This window comes from Corynebacterium sp. 5QC2CO (assembly GCF_024580435.1).
GTDB lineage: Bacteria > Actinomycetota > Actinomycetes > Mycobacteriales > Mycobacteriaceae > Corynebacterium > Corynebacterium jeikeium_D.
In genome coordinates, this window is record NZ_JANIKI010000011.1 from 67,672 (window position 1) to 89,383 (window position 21,712).

Genomic DNA, 21,712 nt, shown 5'->3' on the forward strand with positions numbered 1-21,712 from the left:
AAGCGTTGTACTCGCTGATTTCGCAGCCGTGTTCAGCCTCTCGTTTTGGGGCTGCAAATTATCTTCGCGTTGATGGCGCCGCGAAACTGCGCGAGAAAAACATGATGGATTCCTCATGATTTATGGCATAGTGTCCTGGCAAGGATTTGGAAACAAAAGATGTTTTCATTTCGTACTCCACAAGACAAGGACCTCAGCCACGTGAAATACGAAAAACTCGCCACTTTGCAGACCAACGTCGTAACTGCCCCAGACCTGGGCACTTTTGCAGTCACTTTCGCCGGTCAATCGCAACCATGGCTGGACACTCTCTCCAGCGTCATGGCCAGTGGCAACTCAAAGAAACTACGGGAAGTTTTCACTCGCGCTGAGGAACTGCTCGCACCGCTTGACGACGATCTTATCGGCCAGCTTCCCGCAGGTTTCGACCCCTTTGGCTGGGCAATCTCACTCGTTACAGACGAGCCATTTACCGGAGATACAACCAACCCTGCGGTCAGCGTCCCGGGCATCGTCTTGGCGCAGTTGGGCATTGTCGAGTTGCTGGAAAAGCAGGGAATTAATATCACCGAAGCGGTAGCGGTAACCGGTCATTCGCAAGGTGTTCTTGCTGCTGAGATTGTCGCTCGCCCAGAGAAGGCAGCAGAACTTCTGGCGCTAGCTCGCCTCATCGGTGTGGCGTGTGCGCGCGGAAGCCGAGTAGCCGGATTTGGGCGCGCGCCGATGATGAGCATCTCTGGCCTGACGGTCGAGGAGTTGGAACCTTTCCTCCCCCAGGGCTGTGTCATCGGTCTGAAGAATACGCAGACCACCAGCGTAGTTATCGGCAAGCAAGATGAACTAGACCAGCTAGCAGAGCAGCTCGTAGCGCAGCAGCCGAAGGGGCGGGAAGCCGAATGTACAGTTCTGCCAGTTAGTGGCGCATTCCATCACCCAGCGCTGGCACCTGCTGTGGCATGGGTAGTGGAGCGAGCTGAGCGCATTGGACTAGATGCGGAAACGGCGGACCGGCTTGCGCGTGCAATCTTGGTTGACCCCAGTGACTGGAGCGCCGAGGTACGGGGGCTCATCGACCAAGGGGCAACCACCATTTTGGATCTGGGGCCGAACACAGGCGTCGTCAAGCTGACAGAACGTAACGCTGAAGGCTATGGAGTGGCGGTGATTGCTGCGGCAACAGCTGCGGGGAGGGCTGGCCTGTCTGAGAGTGACATTGAGCACCCGACATCGTGGCTGGAGTTTGCACCGCGTCTGGTCACTGGAGACAAGCCCCGTGTCGAGACGAAGTTCACCAAGTTGACCGGGCGCTCGCCAATTCTGCTCGGCGGTATGACCCCGACGACCGTTGACCCTGAGATTGTGGCGGCTGCTGCGAACGCGGGGTTCTGGGCGGAGCTGGCCGGTGGCGGTCAAGTCACGCCGGAAATCTTCGAGGCTAATGTGGCGCGACTCTCCGATCTGCTCGAGGAGGGCCGCAGTGCACAGTTCAACACCATGTTTTTGGATCCGTACCTGTGGGGTTTGCATATTGGAAGCCGGCGTTTGCTCCCGCGCGCAGTGGCAGCGGGGCGACCGATTGATGGCGTCACCATCTCCGCGGGAATCCCTGAGGTGGACGAGGCAGTTGAGCTAGTAAAGCAGCTGCGTGAGGGCGGAATTCCGCATGTCTCCTTCAAACCGGGCACAATCGCACAAATCGAGTCGGTGCTCGAAATCGCAGACACCTTGGCGCAGCAGGGCACACCGTATCCAATCATCATGCAGGTTGAAGGTGGGCGTGCCGGCGGCCACCATTCCTGGGAAGACCTCGATGACCTGCTAATTAACACCTACGCAAAGATCCGCAAGCGAGATGTGGTGCTTGCTGTTGGCGGCGGTATCGGCAAGCCAGAACAGGCCCGTGATTATCTGATGGGCACGTGGTCGACACGGTACGGATTGGCGCCGATGCCGGTCGATGCTGTCATCATCGGCACAGCTGCGATGGCAGCAAAGGAGTCGACCGCCTCTGAGTCCGTGAAACAAATGCTGGTCGACACCGTCGGCACTGACCACTGGATCCCCGCTGGTAGCGCCATGGATGGCATGGCGTCGGGGCGCAGCCAGTTGGGTGCTGATATCCACGAAATTGATAACGCCGCAGCACGCGCAGGCAGATTGCTTGACGAAGTCGCAGGTGACCTCACTAAGGTCACCGAACGACGCGCAGAGATCATCGAGGCAATTAACGCCACCGCGAAGCCGTACTTCGGGGATGTCGTCACCATGACGTATGCCGAGGTGCTGAACCGTTATCTCGAATTGTGTGCTCCCGAAGGGACGTTCCTCGATCCAACGTGGTCGACGCGCTTTGTCGCACTCGTCGACCGCGTAGAGGCACGACTGAATGCAGTCGACGCGGGCACGTTTGACGCGCTTGCCGACGGCGACAGCTTGCGCACTCAGCCGCAGACCGAAATCTCGCGACTGTCCGGCCTGCTGGACCTGGATACCCAGCTTCACCCAGCAGATGTCACCTTCTTTATCTCTGAGCTCTGCCGCACACCTGGCAAACCTGTGCCATTCGTTCCGGTTATCGATGATGAGGTTCGTCGCTGGTGGCGATCGGACTCCCTATGGCAGGCGCATGACTCTCGCTACGATGCGGATCAAGTCTGCATCATCCCAGGGCCGCAGGCTGTTTCGGGCATTACCCGCGCGAATGAGCCAGTAGCGGAAATTCTGGGTCGTTTTGAAAAAGCTACCGCACAGGCATTGATGGATACCGGCTACCTGCCGGAGGCGCCTGTTGACGCTCTTAGCCGGATGCTCGCAGCGCCTGTGATTTGGTGGGCTGGCCGACAGCAGCCGAATCCGGCGCTGGCACTTGGAGCGGAACATGAGTGGGTATGTGTATCTGACGCAAGTGATGTCTCTCGTTCGCAACGCCTGGAACACCCAGGTACTGGTGCCATTTTGGAGACCATTGGCGCTGATGGCAGCAATGATGAGGGCGGGGAGGACCTCGTCTGGGCACAGCTGACCGTTCCGCTGCCCGATGCTGCGGGTGAGAATACGCAACTGCGAATTCGCCTGTGCCAGAGTGCAGCGGTGGGCGCAGTGCCCGTCGTCAAGCATGAGGATGCGGTAGCCGCGATGCGGGAGCTGACGCGAATTGCAGCTGGCGGTGAGCTTGCAAACATCGTCGATGGGGTCGCGGAGTGGGAATCCGTGTGGGATCCGATGGCGATGGCTGACTACGATGCGGTCACTATTGCAGCTGCCGGCGATGAGTCACAGGCGACGGTGCCGGACGCATTGGTCGGGCATGCTTGGCCAGCGATTTTTGCGGCAGTCGCGCAGGCACGTACTGAGACTGGCATTGATGTTGTTGAGGGCATGCTCGCGCTTGTTCACCTTGAGCATCACATTCGTATGATTGGGGCTCTGCCGCAGGAAACCACAACGTTGCGGATTAGTGCGCGTGTCGACGAGGTCGTTGATACGGACTTAGGGCGACTAGTTGTGGTGCGCGCGGAGGTTCGTGATGGCGATACGCTGCTCGCCACCTTGAGTGAACGCTTTGCCATTCGTGGCCGAAACGGCGGCGAGACAGCACGGACCAATACTGTGCCATTTCCAACGGTCACGGATACGCCACGGAGTTTCCGCGGTGTGTTGACCGTCGAAGCGCCTAATGCGATGGAGCCATTTAGCTGTGTCACGGGCGATCGCAATCCTATCCACGTCGATTCCCGTGCAGCAGCGCTAGCTGGTCTACCAGGGGTTATTGTCCATGGAATGTGGCTGTCGGCGATGGCCGAGCATGCGGCTGTTGCCGCGTCGGATGCCGGCATTGGCAACCGGGTGATTGAGTTCACTGCGACTATGCTGAGCCCGGTTCTGCCTGGACAGGAAGTGAAATTCTCTGTCGAACGCCGTGGTTTTGATGACCGTCCAGGCGCCGGTGAAGTCCGCGAAGTCACGGCCACAGTAGAGGGCGAGCTGGTATTGACCGCCACTGCTGTAATCGCCGCACCGACGACTGCATATGTCTTCCCTGGTCAGGGGATTCAATCACAGGGGATGGGGCTGTCTGCTCGGACTCGCAGCGTAGCGGCTCGCCGCGTGTGGGACCAGGCTGATGCGATGACCCGAGAGAAGCTTGGCTTTTCCGTACTGGCTATTGTCCGGGACAACCCGGTAGAGGTGGTCGTGGATGGTGTGCGCTATTTCCACCCAGAAGGTGTTCTGAATCTGACCCAGTTCACCCAGGTTGCGATGGCGACGTTGGGACTGGCACAGGTTGCGGAGCTCCGTGAAGCAGGGCTGCTGGATGAAACAGCTCACTTTGCGGGACACTCTGTCGGTGAGTACAACGCGCTGGCGGCTTTCGCTGGTGCGCTTGACGCAGACGCCGTGTTGGAGGTTGTCTACCGCCGCGGTTTGACCATGCATGAACTGGTCGAACGTGATGAGCAGGGGAGGTCCAACTACGGTTTGTGCGCCCTGCGTCCGGACAAGATTGGCGTAGGCGAGGACGAGGTCACCGAGTTTGTTAATCGGTTGTCGCAGGAAACCGGTGAGTTCCTCGAAGTCGTAAATCTCAACCTGGCAGGCAAGCAGTACGCCGTCGCCGGCACCGTCGCGGGGCTTGCGGCACTGGCTGAACAGTGCGAGCGCCGCAGCTCGGACGGCAAGGGATACGTGCGTATCCCAGGTATTGATGTGCCATTCCACTCCAGTGTCCTACGCGACGGTGTGGATTCCTTCCGTAAACACCTGGAGCGGCTGCTGCCAGCGGAAATCACTCCAGAGCGCCTGGTGGGACGCTATATCCCGAATCTCACCGCGACCTCTTTTGAGCTGACTGAGAAGTTCGTCCGCCAGATGGCTGCAGTCGTCGACTCAGACATTTTGGAACAAATCCTTGCCGACTTTGATACTGCTGCTGAAAACCCGGCGCGCCTGGCCCGCATGTTGCTGGTCGAGTTACTGGCCTGGCAATTCTGCTCACCGGTGAGGTGGATCGAAACGCAGGATCTGCTGCTTGAGGATCTCGGCGTCAGCCGCGTTATTGAAGTTGGTGTAGGTACAGCGCCCACACTGGCAAACCTGGCTGCCCGCACCTGCCAGTTGCCCCGTCACCGAAGCCGTGACATTCGAGTGCTCAATCTCGAACGTGATGCTGATGCAGTGTTTATGCGCGACCAAATTCAGCCGGAAAAGACTGAGCCCGCGTCGGAGGTGGCACCGGAGCAGGACGCGGCGCAGGCTCTATCTGGAGCAGCAGGAGCAGCGGGAGCAGCGGAGCCGACAGTATCTGCCGACCAACCCTCGACGACCGAACAGGCAACCACGATCACGAGTGCTGCCACTCCGGCTACCGAAGTTGCTGATATTGCCGTCAGCCCGGCACAGGCGCTGGAAGTTCTTATTTGCCAATGGACGAAGGTGCGCCCCGACCAGCTCGGTGCCGCCGACTCCATCGAGACTCTGGTCGATGGAGTCTCATCCCGACGCAATCAACTGCTGCTCGATCTCGGAGTGGAATTCGACCTCGGTTCAATCGAAGGGGCCGCAGATGCGGAACTGGCTGATCTAAAGGACAAGATTGATAGCTTAGCCAGTGGGTATTCGGCATTCGGTCCGATTCTCTCCGAAGCCATTGCCGACGGTATTCGCCGGATTACCGGTCCTGCCGGTGCAGGCGCGAATTACATCGATGACTATGTGGCCAATGAATGGCAGCTCGGCAAGGGGTGGGCAACCGCAGTTAGCGCTGAGATGATGCTCGGTACTCGCGAGGGCGCATCCCTGCGCGGCGGTGATCTTGCGCATCTGGCTCCGGCCGCCCCAACCAGTACTGCTGAACTCAACCAACTAATCGATGAAGCAATCCTTGCGGTCGCCGCGCAGCGAGGTGTATCTGTCGCTAAGCCGTCGGCAAGTGACAGTAGTGCTGGGATGGTCGACTCGGCTGCGCTCACTGAGTTTGCAGATAAACTGACTGGTCAACGAGGTATTCTTGCCACCGCTGCACGCACGATTCTGGAGCAACTCGGCCACGAAATTACCGGTGCCATTGACTTCGATGCCGAAGACGCCGACAGCAACCTGGTAAATCTCGTCACTGCTGAACTCGGTGCGGACTGGCCGAAGCTGGTCACCCCGACGTTTACGCCCACCAAGGCTGTGCTTCTCGACGACCGCTGGGCCACCTCCCGCGATGACCTAGCACGCCTCTGGGCAGCCGCTGATGAAGACGTGGCTGACACCGCGCCGGGCAGTATCCACGAAACCGCAGTCGAGCAGGCACAGTGGTGGGCTGCCAAGGCAGACGCGGCAGGACGGACACAGTTGGCGAGTATCTACCGCCAGCTGGCGGATGAGGCCATCACGAATGTGGACGAACTGCCGATGAATGCCGACATCGCAGTTGTGACCGGTGCATCGCCAAATTCGATTGGCTCCGCCGTAACTGCACAGCTGCTGTCTCAGGGCGCAACCGTCGTTGTCACTACCTCACGCCTGGGACACGAACGCCTGAGCTTCTACAAGCAGCTCTACCGTATGCATGCGCAGGGCAAGGCGAAGCTATGGGTGGTACCGGCGAACCTGTCCAGCTTCCAGGACCTGGATTCCCTTATCGACTGGATCGGAACCGAGCAGACTACGACGATTGGTGCGGAAGTGGTCGTGACCAAGCCTGCACTGTCACCGACGCTGCTATTCCCGTTTGCGGCGCCTACGGTCTCAGGCTCGCTTGCCGACGCTGGTCCTGCGTCCGAGACCCAAATGCGTCTGCTTCTGTGGTCGGTGGAGCGACTCATCGCAGGGATGTCAGCACTTGGCGGGGACAATAATCTGGACCATCGTTTGCATGTGGTGCTGCCGGGTTCACCGAACCGTGGTCGCTTCGGCGGTGATGGTGCCTATGGTGAAGCCAAGGCCGCACTCGACGCAGTGGTGGCGCGCTGGAACGTGGAGGACGCATGGCGCACCCGCACCACTCTGGCTCATGCACAGATTGGTTGGGTCCGAGGCACCAACCTGATGGGTGGAAACGATCCGCTGGTTGCTGCAGTGGAAGCAAAGGGAGTTCGCACTTTCTCCACCGAAGAAATGGCAGCTGAACTCATTGAGCTCGCGAGCTCGGAGACTCGGAAGAAGGCACAAACCCGCCCGATTCAGGCCGATCTCACCGGCGGATTGGGTGACGTCGACCTCAACATTGCGCAATTGGCGCAGGAGGCTGCACAGGCGGCTGGCCTATCAGCACAAAACTCCGAGGTCGCTAGTGGGGCGCGCTCGCAGGAGCCGTCGTCAAGCCGTGTTTTGAGCGGTCTGCCAAGCCCTCGCCGACCAATTCCGCAGACAACACCGACCTTTGGTGACATCGCGGCGGCTCCGGAGGACACGGTGGTCATCGTGGGCGCCGGTGAGCTTGGGCCGTACGGTTCTTCCCGGACGCGCTTTGAGGCTGAAGTCGATGATATTTCTGCAGCAGGAATTGTGGAATTAGCCTGGTCAATGGGGTTGATTTCCTATGAGGGTGGCTGGCGCGACGCCGACGGGCAACCGTTGGCAGAAAGCGATATTGCTTCGCGTTACCGCGATGAAGTGCTGGCGCGAGTTGGTGTGCGTCGTTACGCCGATGATGGCGATTTGGTTGATAATACGATGACTGAGCTGACCACGGTCTACCTGGATCGTGCGTTGAGCTTTGCTGTGCGTGACCGCGCGGCAGCGGAGACTTTTGTCAGTTCCAACCCGGACAACACCACTGCGAGCTTCGATGCCGAGACAGGGCAGTGGCTTGTGACACGAGCCGCTGGTACGCCGGTTCAGGTACCGCGCCGAATGGCGATGAGCCGTTATGTTGGCGGTCAAATTCCGCAGGGCTTTGACCCGGCACGATACGGTATTCCGGCAGACATGATGGACAATCTGGACCGCGTGAGCTTGTGGAACATCGTCTGTACTGTTGATGCGTTCCTGTCATCGGGCTTTAGCCCAGCGCAACTGCTGGAAGCGGTCAACCCGGCGCGAGTGTCGTCGACACAGGGCACAGGTATTGGTGCGATGGAGTCGCTGCGCAGTCTTTACATCGACGGTCTGCTGGGGCAACCGCGAGCCAATGACGTCCTGCAGGAGGCATTGCCAAATGTTATTGCCGCCCACGTTATGCAGTCGTATGTCGGTGGCTACGGGCAAATGATTCACCCTGTCGCAGCCTGTGCGACGGCAGCGGTGTCGGTGGAGGAGGGCGTCGACAAGATTGCCCTGGGTAAGGCAGATTTTGTTGTCGCAGGTGGCTTCGATGACCTGTCCACAGAGGGAATCACAGGTTTCGGCGACATGGCCGCCACCGCTGACTCCGCCACCATGGAAAACAAAGGCATCGACCATGCGTACTTCTCCAGGCCGAACGATCGTCGACGCGGAGGCTTTGTGGAATCGCAAGGCGGTGGCACGGTGCTGTTGGCTCGCGGAGACATCGCCCGTGACATGGGGCTCCCCGTGCTCGGTGTCGTCGCATACGCCCAGTCCTTCGCCGACGGCGCGCACACGTCCATTCCGGCGCCGGGTTTGGGTGCGCTAGCGGCCGCTCAGAACGGCGAGAAGTCTCGATTGGCTCGCGCACTTGCAGCACTCGATGTCACTGCGGATCAGGTCGCGGTGTTGTCCAAGCACGACACCTCGACCAATGCCAACGACCCAAATGAGTCCGAACTGCATGAACGCATTGCAGATGAACTCGGTCGCGAGCGCTCTAACCCGCTGCTGGTGGTCTCTCAGAAATCGCTGACGGGACACGCTAAGGGGGGTGCTGCAGCGTTCCAGATCATTGGTCTGACCCAGGTATTGCGCAGCGGCATTGTGCCAGGTAATCGATCGCTGGACTGCGTCGATCCCGCATTGGCTGAGCATTCGCGTCTGGTATGGCCAACGAAGGCAGTCAATTTCGGCAATACGTTGCCGCTGAAGGCTGGCTTTGTTACCTCGCTCGGGTTCGGACATGTCTCGGCACTGGTGGCAGTCGTCCACCCGGAAGCTTTCTACCAAGCGATAGTGCAGCACGATGGCGCTGAGGCTGCGGAGCGTTGGCGGTCCGCGGCGCACAACCGCGAAGCGGCTGGTCTGCGTCGCGTTGATGAGGCTATTTACGGTGGGGAAGCTCTCTACGAGCGTCCACGCGAGCGAAATCTCGCGGACGGTGGTCGGTTCGGTTCACCCGCTGCATTGGAAAAGGCAGTTCTGCTTTCCGACGGCGCCCGTCTGATCGATGGTGTCCTCCAGCCATGATTGGCGTAGACCTCGTCTATATTCCGGGCTTCGAAGAGCAGCTGAATATGCCAGGAAGTCAGTTCGCGCAGGCTGTTTTCACACCTGCGGAGCTACTGGTAGCTAGGCGCCGCGGAATAGTCGGCGGCGCGCTGGCGCGTCACTTAGCGGGCCGCTGGGCTGCGAAGGAAGCCTTCATCAAGGCCTGGTCGCAGACCCTCTTCGGCAGCCAACCGCCGATTGCGCGAGATCAGCTGGACTGGCGGGAAATAGAGGTGCAGCCGGATGCCTACGGTCGCGTGAGCATCAGTCTCCACGGTGCTGTGAGCCGCCATTTCCACGATCAGGAGTGGCAGCTGGGGCCGTCGTTAAGCATCTCGCACGACGGCGACTACGCAATCGCCGTCGTACGCCTGGACTAGTCCGGCACCGCGCTAATCGACGGACTTCTGACGGCGACCGACCAGGATGCCGGCACCGAAGATTAGCGCGCCCAGGATTGCGCCGGTTCCGGCGACTGCGGCGGTTTGGAGCGGGGAGTTGGTCGCGGCCTGCTGAGTCTGCACATCAACTTCGTCGAGGCCATTGCCGGAAGCGTTGGACTTTGCGGAAGCCTTGCCAGATGCCTTGGAGGAGCCGCTGGCCTTGGACTCTCCGGTCTTGGAGGCGCCGGCCTTCACAGCTTCTTCGCGTTCCTTGGCGGAGCCGCCGACACTGAGGTCCGTGGCCGTGTCCTGGCTGCGGTCGGAGGAACCGTGAGCAGCAAAGGTGTAGAGCGCGCAGTCATTTTCGACGCAGTTGGCGGCCGATGTGACGGCCTCGACATTGAGCGTTGTAGAGAAGCTGCCGTCGGAGGACATCTGGGAGGTGCGGACAAACTCAGCGGCGGAGAAAGCATCAGCGTTGGTGGTGGAGAACTTGTTCTTCTCAGCCACTGCGACGTAGATGCCGTTGCCGCTGGTCTTGAATCCGGTGCCGGAGACGGCAATTGCGGTGCTGCCCGATGGGTTCAGTTCCGTGGTGGACAGGCTTACCGACGGGGTGCCAGTCGAGGAGCTGCTGCCATTGGAGCTGCTGGAGCCGCCGGAAGCGCTGGTGCTACTCGTTCCACTAGACCCTGTGCTGCCACTGGTGCCGGAGCTTGCGCTGCCTGCGGACTGTGAGGAGCCACCGCCGGAGGGCAGGGTAGCGTCCTGCTTGGCAGCTCCGCCGGCAAACGATACCGCGGTCGCCGTGTCCTGGCTGCGGTCGGAAGAACCGTGAGCAGCAATGGTGTAGACCGAGCAAGCGTTCTGCATGCAGTCTGCCGTGCCGAACTTCGCGCTGACCGGAAGATCCACGCTGAAGCTGCCGTCGGACTTCAAGTTGCCGCGAGAGGTAGACACAAACTGGGTATCCGGGCCGAAGGAATCGGCGTTGGTCACATCCATCTGGTCATTTTGCGCGATACCGACGTAGATGCCCGGTCCAGAGGTCTTGAATCCCTTGCCTTCGACTCGAATGGTGTCGCCGCTCGGGTTCAAATCTGAGGTCTTGGACAGGCTCACCGATGCGTTGCCTCGTGACTGCGACGGTGACTGTGAGCCCGAGCCGGATGCCTGACCAGTGCTCTGGCCACCGCTCGGTGCCGCGCTGGTGGAACCCTGTGATTGAGCAGCCTGGGAAGTAGCACCCGCCTTGAAAGTGATGGGGACCCACTGGTCATTGCTGCGGTCAGAAAGATTAGGGAACGCAGTAAAGGAGGCTACGTAGCACTGGGTGGAGGTGCAGTCGACATCGCCAAAGCTGGTCGCGACCTTCATCTCCTGCGTAAAACTTCCGTCAGCGCCGACTGTCACCTTGGCCGCTTCGCCGTAGGTCGAAGGGTAGCCCGACGTTGGCTTCTCGATTGTCTGGGCCAGGTAAATATTTGCGTTAGCGGGGTAGCCGACTCCCTTGATGGTCACGGTGGCGCTGTCGGACAGATCGGTGGCAGGGGTCACGGAGAGCTGGCGCTCAGACTGATCGGTGCTGCCGCCGAGAAGGTCGCCGATGCCGGGGAGCGAACCGCCGAGCTGTCCAATCGATGGCAGTGACTGTGCCGATGCGGGGACTGCGGGTAAAAATCCCGTACTCACTACGATTGCCGAAGCTAGAACAATAGAGCGGGGAAGCAGGCTCCGTCGGAAAGCGCCCTGCGTCGTGGACATGTGAACCTCTGATTCTGTTTGGGAGTTCCGGCGCAGGCGCGGTGAAAAACAGGGAACCCCACCGCGCTGACCAGAGTAAAGCTATAACTAAGGCAAGCCTACCCTCCGCGCATTGATAAGGGCAATAAATGCCCCTGCCGAGGTAGGCGAGGGGTGCTCTCTAGTCTGCGGCCTCCGCGACGCTCATGAGATAAGAGATTGTCATGCGTTTGATTTCCTGCACCGTCAGCTCGTAATGAGCTTCCCGCTCAGCATCGCTTCCCGGATGGTCCACCGCATAATTCAGCAGGGCGTACGTGGCGTTAATCATGAGGTCGGAGATGAAGTTCAGTTCCGCATCGCTTGACGACGGCACCAGCGGGCGCAGCACCTTTGAAATCTCGTTGACCAGGCGTGACTTTGTATCTTCTGCGGTTGCGCGTGTGGCGGGCGTTGATTGAACAGCCAGCCATACGGCTCTTCTTGAAACGTCCTCGCGCCAGAGTTTTGCCAGGTGATCGATGAACTCCGAGAGAAACTCCGGCCATTTCAAGGTGGGGACTGTCTCGCCGAAGCGTGAGACTTCCTCGATGACGCCCTCAGTGTCCTGGCGGTCGAGCTCACAGATCATCACATACTTGTTTGCGAAGAATTGGTAGAGCGTGCCAATGGGAATATCGGCGATGCGAGCGACTTCGTCGAAAGTGAAAGACTCAAACCCGTGCTCGATGAGCACTGTGCGTGCCGAGCTGAGCATGCGTGCGTACCGCTCTCGGCTGCGTTGCTGAGCCGGAGTGCGACGGGGACGAAGAATATTCGGTGCGTCCTGGGATTGTGTCACTACTACGAAACCGTCTAATCGGGATGATGTGGGAGGAGAGTTTGGGGCCGGGGTCAGAGTAGGCCTTGCGGCTAGTTAGCTTTCGGAAGCCTGTGATTCCACACCCAAGTCACGCAGTACGCGCTGGACGTGCCCCTTGGCGCGAACGTTGTACCAGGCCTTTTCAATTTCGCCTTCGGCATTGACCAAGAAAGTGGAGCGGATGACGCCCTGGACAATCTTGCCGTAGTTCTTCTTCTCGCCGAAAGCGCCGAACGCGGTCATGGTTTCCTTGTCCGGATCGGACAGGAGGGCGAAGTTCAAGCCGTGGTCCTCACGGAACTTTGCGAGTTTCGCCGGCTTGTCCGGAGAAATACCTACGACAGGAATGCCGGCATCATTCAGGGCTGCGGATTCATCGCGGAAGTCGCATGCCTCAGTGGTGCAACCTGGGGTGTTGGCCCGCGGGTAGAAGTAAATCAGCACGGGCTTGCCCGCGTAGTCCGACAGAGAAACCTGCTCTTCGGCGTCGTTGAAAAGAGTAAACGCTGGGGCAGGGTCGCCAGCTTCCAGACGGATGTTGTTCTGGCCGTATTCTTTGTCGCTGGAGGAAGAAGTAGTCATGGCTTCATCGTATCGACTCTGGAGCGGTGCGTGTCGACTCTGAAGCAATGCGTTGAGTTTTTCCCCGTGCTCGCCCACGTTGCTGTAGTGGAAGTGTTAGTCTTTTAGGCGAACAATCACTTTAGATATTCAACTTTTTAGGGAGTTTACGTGGCTCGCAGCATTGAAGATATCCAGCGCGATATTGAGCGTAACCGTAACCAGCTCGCCCGTACTCTGGATGAGCTAACCGTGCGAACGAATCCGAAGAACGTTGCGGATGACGCAAAGACCCGCGTTCTCGATGCTCTGAATGAGCCGAAGGTGCAGGCAGCACTGGGTGTCGTTGCCGCACTTGTTGTTGGCGGCATCGCAATGGGCATTCGTCGCAACCGTAACCGCAGCAAGGAAATCGACCGCATTCGCGAGATGATTGAGACTGCTGCTAAGTAGTTTTTCGGTAGTTAGCGCACGCGCTTCGGGTAGTTACCTGGGGCCGTGCGCTTTTGCGTATCTAACCCTTGTTTGAGTCAGGCGCGGGGCGCAAGCGAGGGTTGCAAGTTGGCGCCTACGCTTGTTATGCAACAAAAAGACCGGGAGGGTATTTCTACCTTCCCGGTCTGTATTGTGCGCCATCAGGGACTCGAACCCCGAACCCGCTGATTAAGAGTCAGCTGCTCTGCCAGTTGAGCTAATGGCGCTTACTGTTTCCTGCTTGGTGCTCTCTGTGTGAGCTCCTCGCCGGCAACGAGAAGATATATAACCAGGTTTCTGATTGTTTGTAAAATCGGCTGGTCAGGCCCTGTTTTTTGGTCGGTGTTTTTGCATGTTTTTTTGAAACGTTTTGCGCAACCGTTTGAAAAAAGTTCAAAAAAAGTTTGGAAATCCTCAAAGTGGGGTAGGGCCTGTATCAATGCCATCAACGTTGGGAGTGTGCGTAGATGCCCCAGTGGCGTTCGGTTACGTTCGGCGGTGTTCAGTAACGTCCGAAAGCGACCGGGGGCACTTTTGAATAGCGAACTGATTACTTTTCAGTAACGCAGCTTCAAGGGGGCGCTGTTTTCCCAGGTCGGTTGAAGTGCCCCGTTTTTTTGGGGTTGCACAGCAATTTTCCAGAGGGTTAACTGTAGGAACCGTTGGGCTACTTTGCGTGCTGCGCCCTGTGAGGGGTTGATGACTGCGATTGGGCAGTCAATAAGGCTTTTCAGTTAGGGCGAGCGTTTTATCGGTGGCTAGTGCCGCTGCAGGGTAGTCTGACCTTTTTCGAGGGCGCACCAGGGGCTGTAGCAGGACTCCGCTGTGTGTCGCAGTGTGTCCCCGGGACTTACTACTTAATAATTGCACTGTTGGAGTGAAGCACGATCATGCGGCAATCTTTTAAGCGCCTGTCGATGGCGGTGGTGACATTTGCGACCACCATCTCGCTAGCTGCTTGTACCGTCGGCGGAGATAATGCCGAGCAGCAAGAGGCGGAGAAGCCAGACGTTGGTCTTGTCGCCAGTGTGAAGGACGACGCCACCGATGTTTCGGTGGTTGACCCGATTTCGGTTCAGGTGGAAGAGGGACATCGCCTGGACAAGGTTGTTATGACCAACCCTGAGGGCAAAGAAGTCAAGGGCAAGCTCGACTCCAGTGGTACCAAGTGGACCACTGCAGAACCCCTGGGCTACTCAAAGACCTATGAGATTAACGCCACCTCGGGCACAGAAAAGCTGGCTACTTCTTTCACCACCGTCGAGCCGACTTCTCAGGTAAATGGTTACCTGTCCCCGCTGGATGGTTCCACCGTGGGTGTCGGTCAGACTATTGCTGTGAAGTTCAGCGCGAGTATTTCGGACCGCAAGGCTGCTGAGGAAGCAATTAAGGTGACCACCGAGCCTAAGGTGGAAGGCGCTTTCTACTGGCTGAATAACAGTGAGGTGCGCTGGCGTCCAAAGGAGTACTGGAAGCCGGGGACCAAGGTTACCGTGAAGTCCGATATTTACGGCACGGATCTTGGTGACGATATGTACGGTGCGGAGTCCGCCGAAACCAGCTTCACTATCGGTGATGAAGTCATTGCTATCGCTGATGATGCGACGAAGACCATGGTCATTAAGAAGAACGGTGAAGTCGTAAACTCCATGCCTATCTCTATGGGGTCGAATGTTCACCCGACTCCGAATGGCCAGTACATCATCGGTGATCGCAACGAGACCATGGTGATGGACTCCCGTACCTACGGCCTGTCTCTGGAAAACGGTGGCTACGTCACGCCGGTTAACTACGCAACGCAGATGTCCTACTCCGGCATCTACGTCCACGGTGCACCGTGGTCAACGTGGGCACAGGGCAGCGTCAACCAGTCTCACGGCTGCATCAACGTCACTGACGCCAACGCTAAGTGGTTCCTGGACAACACTAAGCGCGGTGACATCGTGATTGTGAAGAATACGATTGGTGAGACGCTCTCCGGTGTTGATGGACTAGGTGACTGGAACATCCCGTGGGAGACCTGGAAGAAGGGCAACGCCGACGAGACCAGCTCTTGGTAGTCCATGTCCTCTAAGTGAGGCCATCATTTAAGCCACGCGGGTTAGTCCGTTTCCTAATCACCCAACATTCCCAGCTCCTGCGCCCGAGCAACAGCCGCGGTGCGGGAGCTGACGTCTAGCTTGGTGAAAATATGTACCAGATGCGATTTCACAGTCGCTTCGGTGAGCACCAGCTGTTCTGCAATTTTTCTATTCGACATACCCCGCGCGACCAACTCGAGCACTTCGAGTTCGCGCGGGGTTAGTGCTGTATTGGGGTTGCGCATCCGACCCATCAAGCGCCCGGCCACTTGTGTGTTCAGCACGGTCTCGCCGCGAACGGCACGACGGATACCATCGATGAGCTCCTCCGGAGCGGCATCCTTCAGCAGATAACCAACTGCGCCTGCGGTGACAGCGCCGAGCACATCGGAGTCCGAAGAATAATTGGTCACCACCAACACTTCTGGAGCCTTTGCGCCGCGCCCGGCCAGTGCGCGGATGGCTGCGGTGGCATCAACTCCGCCTGCGCGGGTAGCAGTGCCAGGGGCCTCACCAAAGCGAAGGTCCATGAGTACCAGATCGATGTGGTCGCAAGAGTCGTCGTCAAGCGATGCGCGCACCTTCTCGACCGCCTCGTCACCGCTGGCCGCCTCGCCAACCACGACGATATCCGGCGCCGATTCAACGACTGCGCGAAGACCAGCGCGGACGATGGGGTGATCGTCGGCGATGAGGACTCCGATGGGCTTGGTCACCTGGCTAACTCCTAGGGTGATGTGAATGGTCGTTTCCTACCTGCATACCAGGCGCGGGACTTTAAGAGGCGAGCTCGTGCGGGATGCTGACGCTGACACCGCAGCCACGCCCCGGTTCCGACTCGATGGTGAAGGTGCCGCCGAGCTTCTCCACGCGTCGGCGCGCGTTGGCGATCCCCACGCTGTCGTCGTTAGTTGGTGCGGTGGGGTCGAAGCCGATGCCGTTGTCGACGCAGTCGAGCAGAATCTCGTCGGGCTGGTAGGTCAGGGTGACACGGCAACGCGTGGCGTGTGCATGCTTGACGACGTTCGCCAAGCTCGCCTGGGCCACCCTGATGATGGTTGCTTCGACGGTGGCCGGCAGCCGCGTGGGTGTGCCGTCGACGCAGAAGCTGACAGCATCGCCCAGCACCGTGGAGGAGCAGACTTTCTCCAACGCACCGGATAGGTCTGCGCCTTCGAGGGGAGCCGGCTGAAGTGCTGCGATGATGCGCCGGGTCTCGGCGAGATTGTCGGCCGCAACCTTGCGGGCGAGCTGTAGCGAATCCACCGAGGTCTGGTCATGCTGAGTGGGAGCACTTTTCATGCGGGACTCCACCGAATGCAGCAGCAGCTGGATGGAGGAAAGCCCCTGCGCCACGGTGTCATGAATATCGGCTGCGAGACGTGCGCGTTCGTCCAGCTCACCGGCACGACGGGACAGTGCTTCCGAGTGGGCGCGGGCGGCTGAGAGCTCCTCCAGCGCCTTGGTCTTTTCTATAGTCTCCTTCTGCAGGAGCCGGAACCCCAGCCCCACCGTGAGTACAAACGTCCCACCCAGAATGGGGCCGAGGACACCACCAAATGTCAGCGGAGTATGGATAGCGATGGCGCCAATTGCCGTCGCCGTTGTCGCCGCCACCATGATTACGGCTATAAAGCCGCCGGTTACCTGCAAAATTACGAAAAACAGTGGGAAAACCAGGAACGAGGCGTCCAGCGTTGCAAACGCCAACGCCGCCCAGCACAGCAGCAGAATCACAAGCCAGCCCAACAGCAGGCCACGCGACTTAGTCAGCGCGACCTCGTTGGCTACGTTGCCATGCCGAGCCTGCCCAATCGGCCCAATGGAACCTGCGATGTACACCGCTAGAAAGCACGCCGCATAGGTGATGATTCGCCACTGCGGGGCCGGAACCACGCATACCGCCAGCAGCACCAGCACCAAAACATCCAGGGCAAACCGCAGTAATTGCCAGCTGCGGTTCAGGGTCTCAGGAGTATCCACGCTCTCGAGCTTAGGGCAGTTCCGCCTGCCAAAACACCGCTGACGAGCCGGAATTGTCAACATCAACCGAAAGTTGGAGACGAAGTTCAACCTCCATGGCGATTAAATCCGCCTTTGAATCCACGACCATAATGAGTATGTACCAGTCAATGAAAGAACTTCGAGCCGCTCCAGGCCGTGCCGCACTGATCACCATCACCGTCGGCATGATTGCTGTGATGGTCGCGTTCCTCTCGGCTTTGGCCGCCGGCCTGTCCGCCCAGTCCGTCTCCGCACTTGACGAGGTCTACGGCAAAAACGACGCCGTCGTCATCTCGGAGGGGGCTACGTCGTTGTCGTCGTCAAGCATCGGAGAGACGGCGCGAAAGAGCGTCCAGACGTGGGCGAGCGACAACGGCGCAAATGTCCGCGATGTCTACGTCAGTCGTGCGCGCGTCGATGAAACGCCCGTCACCGTCATCTCCGACTTTTCGCTTAACGACGACCAGGTGGCCGTCATCGACGGTGTCAGTGAAACCGCCCTTGCGGAAGGTGACTCGCTGACCCTGTCTGGCGCGATGGGCGAGAAAGAGACCACCGTTGCGCGCGTGGCGGGGGATAAGTGGTTGGATCACCAGGCAGTCATTTATGCCGGGCGCGGTGTGATGGAAGACCTGACACCGGGGCAGATGGTGCCGGCGGCGATGGTTGTCGACGAGTCTGCGGCGCAGCTGCCGAATGTCCCGGAAGGAACCATTCTGCGCGACAGCGAGCGCAACAACCTGTCGGCTTCTTACCAGGGCGAGCAGACTTCGCTGAACGCGATGACCTCGATGCTGTATGTGATTTCTGCGCTGGTGGTAGGCGCGTTCTTCACCGTGTGGACTGTTCAACGACTGCGTGGTGTGGCAATCTCCTCGGCGCTCGGTGCGTCCCGCTCCGTGCTGGTTGCTGACTCTCTGGCACAGGTCTTGGCCGTGCTGGCAATCGGAGTCGGCGGCGGTGTTGTGGTGACTGCAGCAGCGGGCTGGGCTTTGCAGAGCGGCGACGTCATGCCAATTGTGGTCGATGCTTCCACGACCGTCGTGCCGGGGCTCATTTTGGCCGTGACCGGCGTAGTTGGTGCGCTGCTGGCACTGGTGCCGGTATTCCGCGTCGATCCGACCACCGCACTGGCGAATGCGTAGTAGTGCGTTAGTACGGCCTAGCACGGCGGCTTCCCACAGAACACTCACATCGCGTTAATCACGCACAACCTGCAACTGAGGAATTGAGGAATTGAGGACAAAATGACTACCTACATCGACAGCCAAGCTCCCGTGGCACTCGCTCTGAAGAACATCTCGCTGACCGTCCAAGATGGCGACAACAAACGCACCATTTTGGATGACATCTCGCTGAAAATCCGGGCAGGCGAGGTAGTGGGGCTGGTCGGACCATCGGGTTCCGGCAAGTCGACTCTGTTGACCATCGCAGGTTGTTTGAAGAGTGCCGATACCGGACATGTCACGCTGTACTCCAACAAGCAGGACGCGAACGGTGCAGACGCGGACGAGAGTGCGGAAAGGACGGCCATTGATCTGAGCGCTCGCGGCGCGGATGCTGCCAAGATTCGTCGCGAACACATCGGTATTGTTTTCCAGCAGCCGAATCTTCTGCCAGCGCTGACGGTCAAGCAGCAGCTCATCGCAATGCGGCGATTGGGCCGTGTTTTCGGGTGGCCCGCAGGTGGCCGTCGTGAAGCGGAGAAGCGCGCAGATGAATTGCTCGAGGCAGTCGGCCTGGCTGGGCTGGGAGAACGTCGCGTGAGCCAGCTTTCCGGTGGCCAACAGGCGCGTGTCAATGTTGCGCGCGCACTGATGAATGAGCCGGAAGTGCTGCTAGTCGACGAACCGACCGCGGCTTTGGATCAGAAGAGTGCAGGGGCGGTGACGCGACTGATTATGGATGTGACGCGGAAGATGGGTGTGGCCACCCTGTACATCACCCACGACCTGGGGCAGCTTCACGGTGCCGACCGAATCGTGGAGATGGTTGACGGCAAGCTGCAGTCCGCGGATGCTGGCTTGGTAGCTACTCGGTAGTGACTATGGGGGAGGAGGCGGCATCGAAAAGGCTGGGTCAGATAACCACGCCGCCGGAAAGGCGCACATTTTTGGCCTTTAACCCCAGAAATTACGGGCTGCAAATGTGAAACTGTGTGAGTTTATGACACTTTCGGGCTATTTTTCGGGCCATTTTTGTCATAAACGCAGTCAGTAACTTGGATTGGCCCGCCGCCGCCAACCATAAACGCAGTTGCTAAGGCGGAAACACAAAAACCCTCGGCCCGGAAAAACCTGGCCGAGGGTTCTACTTGGGGTGACTGACGGGACTCGAACCCGCGACACCCAGGATCACAACCTGGTGCTCTACCAACTGAACTACAGTCACCATTACCGCATGAAAGGAGCTGTATTCTCGGCTCATCTCTGCAGCGAACTATATGGTAGCCCACAGTGGGCTGGAAACAAAAACAGCAGGTCAACCCGGATAAATTTGGGAAAGGGTGGGGTTTGGGTCGTCATAAAGCGAGCTAGCCGCGAATCTCACCGTACTTTTCCGTCGATTCCTTGCTTGCGGCAGAAATAGCGTCGCCTTCGGGGCCGGGGTGGGGCAGAAGCATGGCGCGGCGGTAGTAGTCCAGCTCGCGGATCGACTCCTTGATATCTGCAAGAGCTCGGTGAGCGAGACCCTTTTCTGGAGCGCCCTTGAGAACCTGGGGGTACCAGCGGCGGGCAAGTTCCTTGAAGGAAGACACATCAATCATGCGGTAGTGCAGGTGCTGGTCGAGCTCTGGCATGTAGCGGTGGATGAACTTGCGGTCGGAGGCAATCGAGTTGCCTGCCAGTGGGGCGGTGCGCGGCTCGGGAACCCACTGACGGATGTAGTCCAAAACAGCCTGTTCGGCGTCGGCGACATTAGTCTTGCTGTCGCGAATTTCCTGATCCAGGCCGGACTTCGCATGCATCTTGGTGACGAAATCATCCATCTGCGCCAATTCCGTCTCGGACGCGTGCACGACGATGTCCACGCCTTCCCCGAGGACGTTGAGGTTGGCATCGGTGACGAGAGCCGCGATTTCGACAATGACGTGGCGCTCGGGTTCGAGGCCCGTCATCTCACAGTCAATCCACACGATGCGGTCGAGCTCAGGGGAGAGCTGGAGGTTGGGATCGGGCTGAGCCATGATTTCACCTTTCGCTGAGATTCGGCATGATTCTGCAGTGCGCCTTATTTTGTGCCCGGACTGGGCTGTGGGGCACACGCTGACTACGCCCAGCTTAGCGATGTGGATTGTGCTGTGGTCGGGCGTGTGGATTGCCGTGTGGTTTGTGGAGCGAATTGTGGGGGAAACGAAATTAACTGGAAAGTAAGATCTTAGAATTGGACAACGGGGCATGAACTAAATCGACCTATTTGCCTGATAAAATTACTTCTGAGTTCGGATTCCAACGGGAGAAATAGTTACATGGATGAGACGAGGCGTGTTGGCGACGCTGCTCAAAGCACCACCGCGGCACAGAAACCATCCGTCGATGATGTCATCATTGCCGCTGCGCGCGAAAGCGTAATGACTGTGGGCTTGCGTAGGACTTCGATTGCAGAAATTGCTCGCAAGGCAGGAGTTTCGCGTCCGACCGTATATCGTCGATACGCTGACATTGGTGAGCTTCTGGGGGAAGTGACCAACCGCGAAATCCTGCACATGCTTGAGGGGCTCCGCTATGTCCCTGGCGATTCGCGCGCTCGCATGTTGCTGCGTATTCGAATCGTCGTTCAACGCATCATCGAAAGTGACTTTTTCCCTGGCCTGGTCAAGACAGATCCCGACCGTGTCTTAGAAGCGCTCACTGGAGAGATGAGCGATACACAGCTGGAAATTGTGGAGAAATTCATTCTCCCCGGTGTCCGTCACGGGCAGGAAGACGGCACTATTCGCGAGCACGATCCATATCTGCTGGCGCGCAACATTTATCGTCTGATTCAGACGATGGTGCTGGTGTGGCGCCCGGATGGCAAGGACGCGACGCTAGACAAGGAATCTGTCGAAGAGGTCGTCGACATGGTTGACCGCTACTTGCGCCCGGATCCTGCGGATAACAAGAAGAACTAAGAAGTAAAAACCCGCCTGACACTGGTATAGAACCAGGCCAGGCGGGTTATTTTTGCGCCCCCAGAAGGATTCGAACCCACTCCTGAATACGCCCTGACCAGCAGAAACACGCGCAAAAACCGGCAAACCGCTGCATTTCCGCTGCATTAAATCACGCCACGCAGCTGCTCATCCATCACGT

14 protein-coding genes and 2 tRNA genes are annotated in these 21,712 nt (G+C 58.7%); 8 read left to right on the forward strand and 8 right to left on the reverse strand.

Annotated features, from left to right (window positions below; genetic code table 11):
- Nucleotides 1–159: 159 nt before the first annotated feature.
- Both NQ014_RS09155 and NQ014_RS09160 read left to right on the forward strand, forming a co-directional pair.
- Entirely contained in the window at nucleotides 160–9,288 is a 9,129-nt protein-coding gene (locus NQ014_RS09155) for a type I polyketide synthase (RefSeq protein ID WP_257074948.1), read from the forward strand.
- The gene (locus tag NQ014_RS09160; protein ID WP_257074950.1) at nucleotides 9,285–9,689 is read left to right on the forward strand and encodes a holo-ACP synthase; all 405 of its coding nucleotides are present in this window, start codon (nucleotides 9,285–9,287) and stop codon (nucleotides 9,687–9,689) included. Before NQ014_RS09155 ends, NQ014_RS09160 begins: the two co-directional genes overlap by 4 nt.
- A gap of 12 nt (nucleotides 9,690–9,701) precedes the next feature.
- Here the strand turns inward: NQ014_RS09160 and NQ014_RS09165 are convergent, their stop codons facing one another.
- The 3 genes from NQ014_RS09165 to bcp all read right to left on the reverse strand — a co-directional run bounded on the left by NQ014_RS09165 (nucleotide 9,702) and on the right by bcp (nucleotide 12,879).
- Nucleotides 9,702–11,456, reverse strand: a complete 1,755-nt coding sequence (locus NQ014_RS09165) for a neocarzinostatin apoprotein domain-containing protein (RefSeq protein ID WP_257074951.1) — start codon at nucleotides 11,454–11,456, stop codon at nucleotides 9,702–9,704.
- Between the two features lie 160 nt (nucleotides 11,457–11,616).
- Nucleotides 11,617–12,276, reverse strand: a complete 660-nt coding sequence (locus tag NQ014_RS09170) for a TetR family transcriptional regulator (protein ID WP_373467719.1) — start codon at nucleotides 12,274–12,276, stop codon at nucleotides 11,617–11,619.
- Between the two features lie 75 nt (nucleotides 12,277–12,351).
- Complete coding sequence (gene bcp, locus NQ014_RS09175) at nucleotides 12,352–12,879, reverse strand: thioredoxin-dependent thiol peroxidase (protein ID WP_257074953.1); 528 nt, start codon at nucleotides 12,877–12,879, stop codon at nucleotides 12,352–12,354.
- A gap of 150 nt (nucleotides 12,880–13,029) precedes the next feature.
- On the opposite strand from bcp, the gene NQ014_RS09180 reads away from it, so the two are divergent.
- Nucleotides 13,030–13,311 (forward strand): DUF3618 domain-containing protein, encoded by a 282-nt coding sequence (locus tag NQ014_RS09180; protein ID WP_005511166.1) that lies wholly within the window; start codon nucleotides 13,030–13,032, stop codon nucleotides 13,309–13,311.
- A gap of 175 nt (nucleotides 13,312–13,486) precedes the next feature.
- Here NQ014_RS09180 and NQ014_RS09185 read toward each other — a convergent pair.
- Nucleotides 13,487–13,559 (reverse strand) — tRNA-Lys (locus NQ014_RS09185).
- Nucleotides 13,560–14,222: 663 nt separating this feature from the next.
- On the opposite strand from NQ014_RS09185, the gene NQ014_RS09190 reads away from it, so the two are divergent.
- Complete coding sequence (locus NQ014_RS09190; protein WP_016422276.1) at nucleotides 14,223–15,392, forward strand: Ig-like domain-containing protein; 1,170 nt, start codon at nucleotides 14,223–14,225, stop codon at nucleotides 15,390–15,392.
- 53 nt (nucleotides 15,393–15,445) lie between these two features.
- On the opposite strand, the gene NQ014_RS09195 is transcribed toward NQ014_RS09190, so the two are convergent.
- On the reverse strand, nucleotides 15,446–16,129 hold the full coding sequence (locus tag NQ014_RS09195; protein WP_080969579.1) for a response regulator transcription factor: 684 nt from the start codon (nucleotides 16,127–16,129) through the stop codon (nucleotides 15,446–15,448).
- Between the two features lie 61 nt (nucleotides 16,130–16,190).
- Nucleotides 16,191–17,396 carry a sensor histidine kinase gene (locus NQ014_RS09200; protein WP_257074957.1) on the reverse strand — a complete coding sequence of 402 codons (1,206 nt, stop codon included), beginning with the start codon at nucleotides 17,394–17,396 and terminating at the stop codon, nucleotides 16,191–16,193.
- Between the two features lie 149 nt (nucleotides 17,397–17,545).
- Here NQ014_RS09200 and NQ014_RS09205 point away from each other — a divergent pair, with 149 nt between their 5' ends.
- Together NQ014_RS09205 and NQ014_RS09210 are read left to right on the forward strand one after the other, a co-directional pair.
- Entirely contained in the window at nucleotides 17,546–18,562 is a 1,017-nt protein-coding gene (locus NQ014_RS09205; RefSeq protein ID WP_257074958.1) for an FtsX-like permease family protein, read from the forward strand.
- A gap of 102 nt (nucleotides 18,563–18,664) precedes the next feature.
- Entirely contained in the window at nucleotides 18,665–19,459 is a 795-nt protein-coding gene (locus tag NQ014_RS09210) for an ABC transporter ATP-binding protein (protein WP_257074959.1), read from the forward strand.
- A 273-nt stretch (nucleotides 19,460–19,732) separates the two neighbouring features.
- On the opposite strand, the gene NQ014_RS09215 is transcribed toward NQ014_RS09210, so the two are convergent.
- Both NQ014_RS09215 and orn read right to left on the reverse strand, forming a co-directional pair.
- Nucleotides 19,733–19,808 (reverse strand) — tRNA-His (locus tag NQ014_RS09215).
- 142 nt (nucleotides 19,809–19,950) lie between these two features.
- Nucleotides 19,951–20,604: an oligoribonuclease gene (gene orn, locus NQ014_RS09220; RefSeq protein WP_257074962.1), complete on the reverse strand. Its 654-nt coding sequence runs from the start codon at nucleotides 20,602–20,604 to the stop codon at nucleotides 19,951–19,953.
- On the opposite strand from orn, the gene NQ014_RS09225 reads away from it, so the two are divergent.
- A complete protein-coding gene (locus NQ014_RS09225) occupies nucleotides 20,603–20,791 on the forward strand; it encodes a hypothetical protein (RefSeq protein WP_042388509.1) in 189 nt (62 codons plus the stop codon). The genes orn and NQ014_RS09225 overlap by 2 nt on opposite strands.
- A gap of 95 nt (nucleotides 20,792–20,886) precedes the next feature.
- Nucleotides 20,887–21,531: a TetR/AcrR family transcriptional regulator gene (locus tag NQ014_RS09230; RefSeq protein WP_016422282.1), complete on the forward strand. Its 645-nt coding sequence runs from the start codon at nucleotides 20,887–20,889 to the stop codon at nucleotides 21,529–21,531.
- Nucleotides 21,532–21,712 lie beyond the last annotated feature (181 nt).

Coding starts and splice junctions, on each gene's coding strand:
- NQ014_RS09155 (WP_257074948.1), top strand. CDS start 160: ATGTTTTCATTTCGTACTCCACAAGACAAGGACCTCAGCCACGTGAAA.
- NQ014_RS09160 (WP_257074950.1), top strand. CDS start 9,285: ATGATTGGCGTAGACCTCGTCTATATTCCGGGCTTCGAAGAGCAGCTG.
- NQ014_RS09165 (WP_257074951.1), bottom strand. CDS start 11,456: ATGTCCACGACGCAGGGCGCTTTCCGACGGAGCCTGCTTCCCCGCTCT.
- bcp (WP_257074953.1), bottom strand. CDS start 12,879: ATGACTACTTCTTCCTCCAGCGACAAAGAATACGGCCAGAACAACATC.
- NQ014_RS09190 (WP_016422276.1), top strand. CDS start 14,223: ATGCGGCAATCTTTTAAGCGCCTGTCGATGGCGGTGGTGACATTTGCG.
- NQ014_RS09205 (WP_257074958.1), top strand. CDS start 17,546: ATGAAAGAACTTCGAGCCGCTCCAGGCCGTGCCGCACTGATCACCATC.
- NQ014_RS09210 (WP_257074959.1), top strand. CDS start 18,665: ATGACTACCTACATCGACAGCCAAGCTCCCGTGGCACTCGCTCTGAAG.
- NQ014_RS09225 (WP_042388509.1), top strand. CDS start 20,603: ATGATTTCACCTTTCGCTGAGATTCGGCATGATTCTGCAGTGCGCCTT.
- orn (WP_257074962.1), bottom strand. CDS start 20,604: ATGGCTCAGCCCGATCCCAACCTCCAGCTCTCCCCTGAGCTCGACCGC.
- NQ014_RS09230 (WP_016422282.1), top strand. CDS start 20,887: ATGGATGAGACGAGGCGTGTTGGCGACGCTGCTCAAAGCACCACCGCG.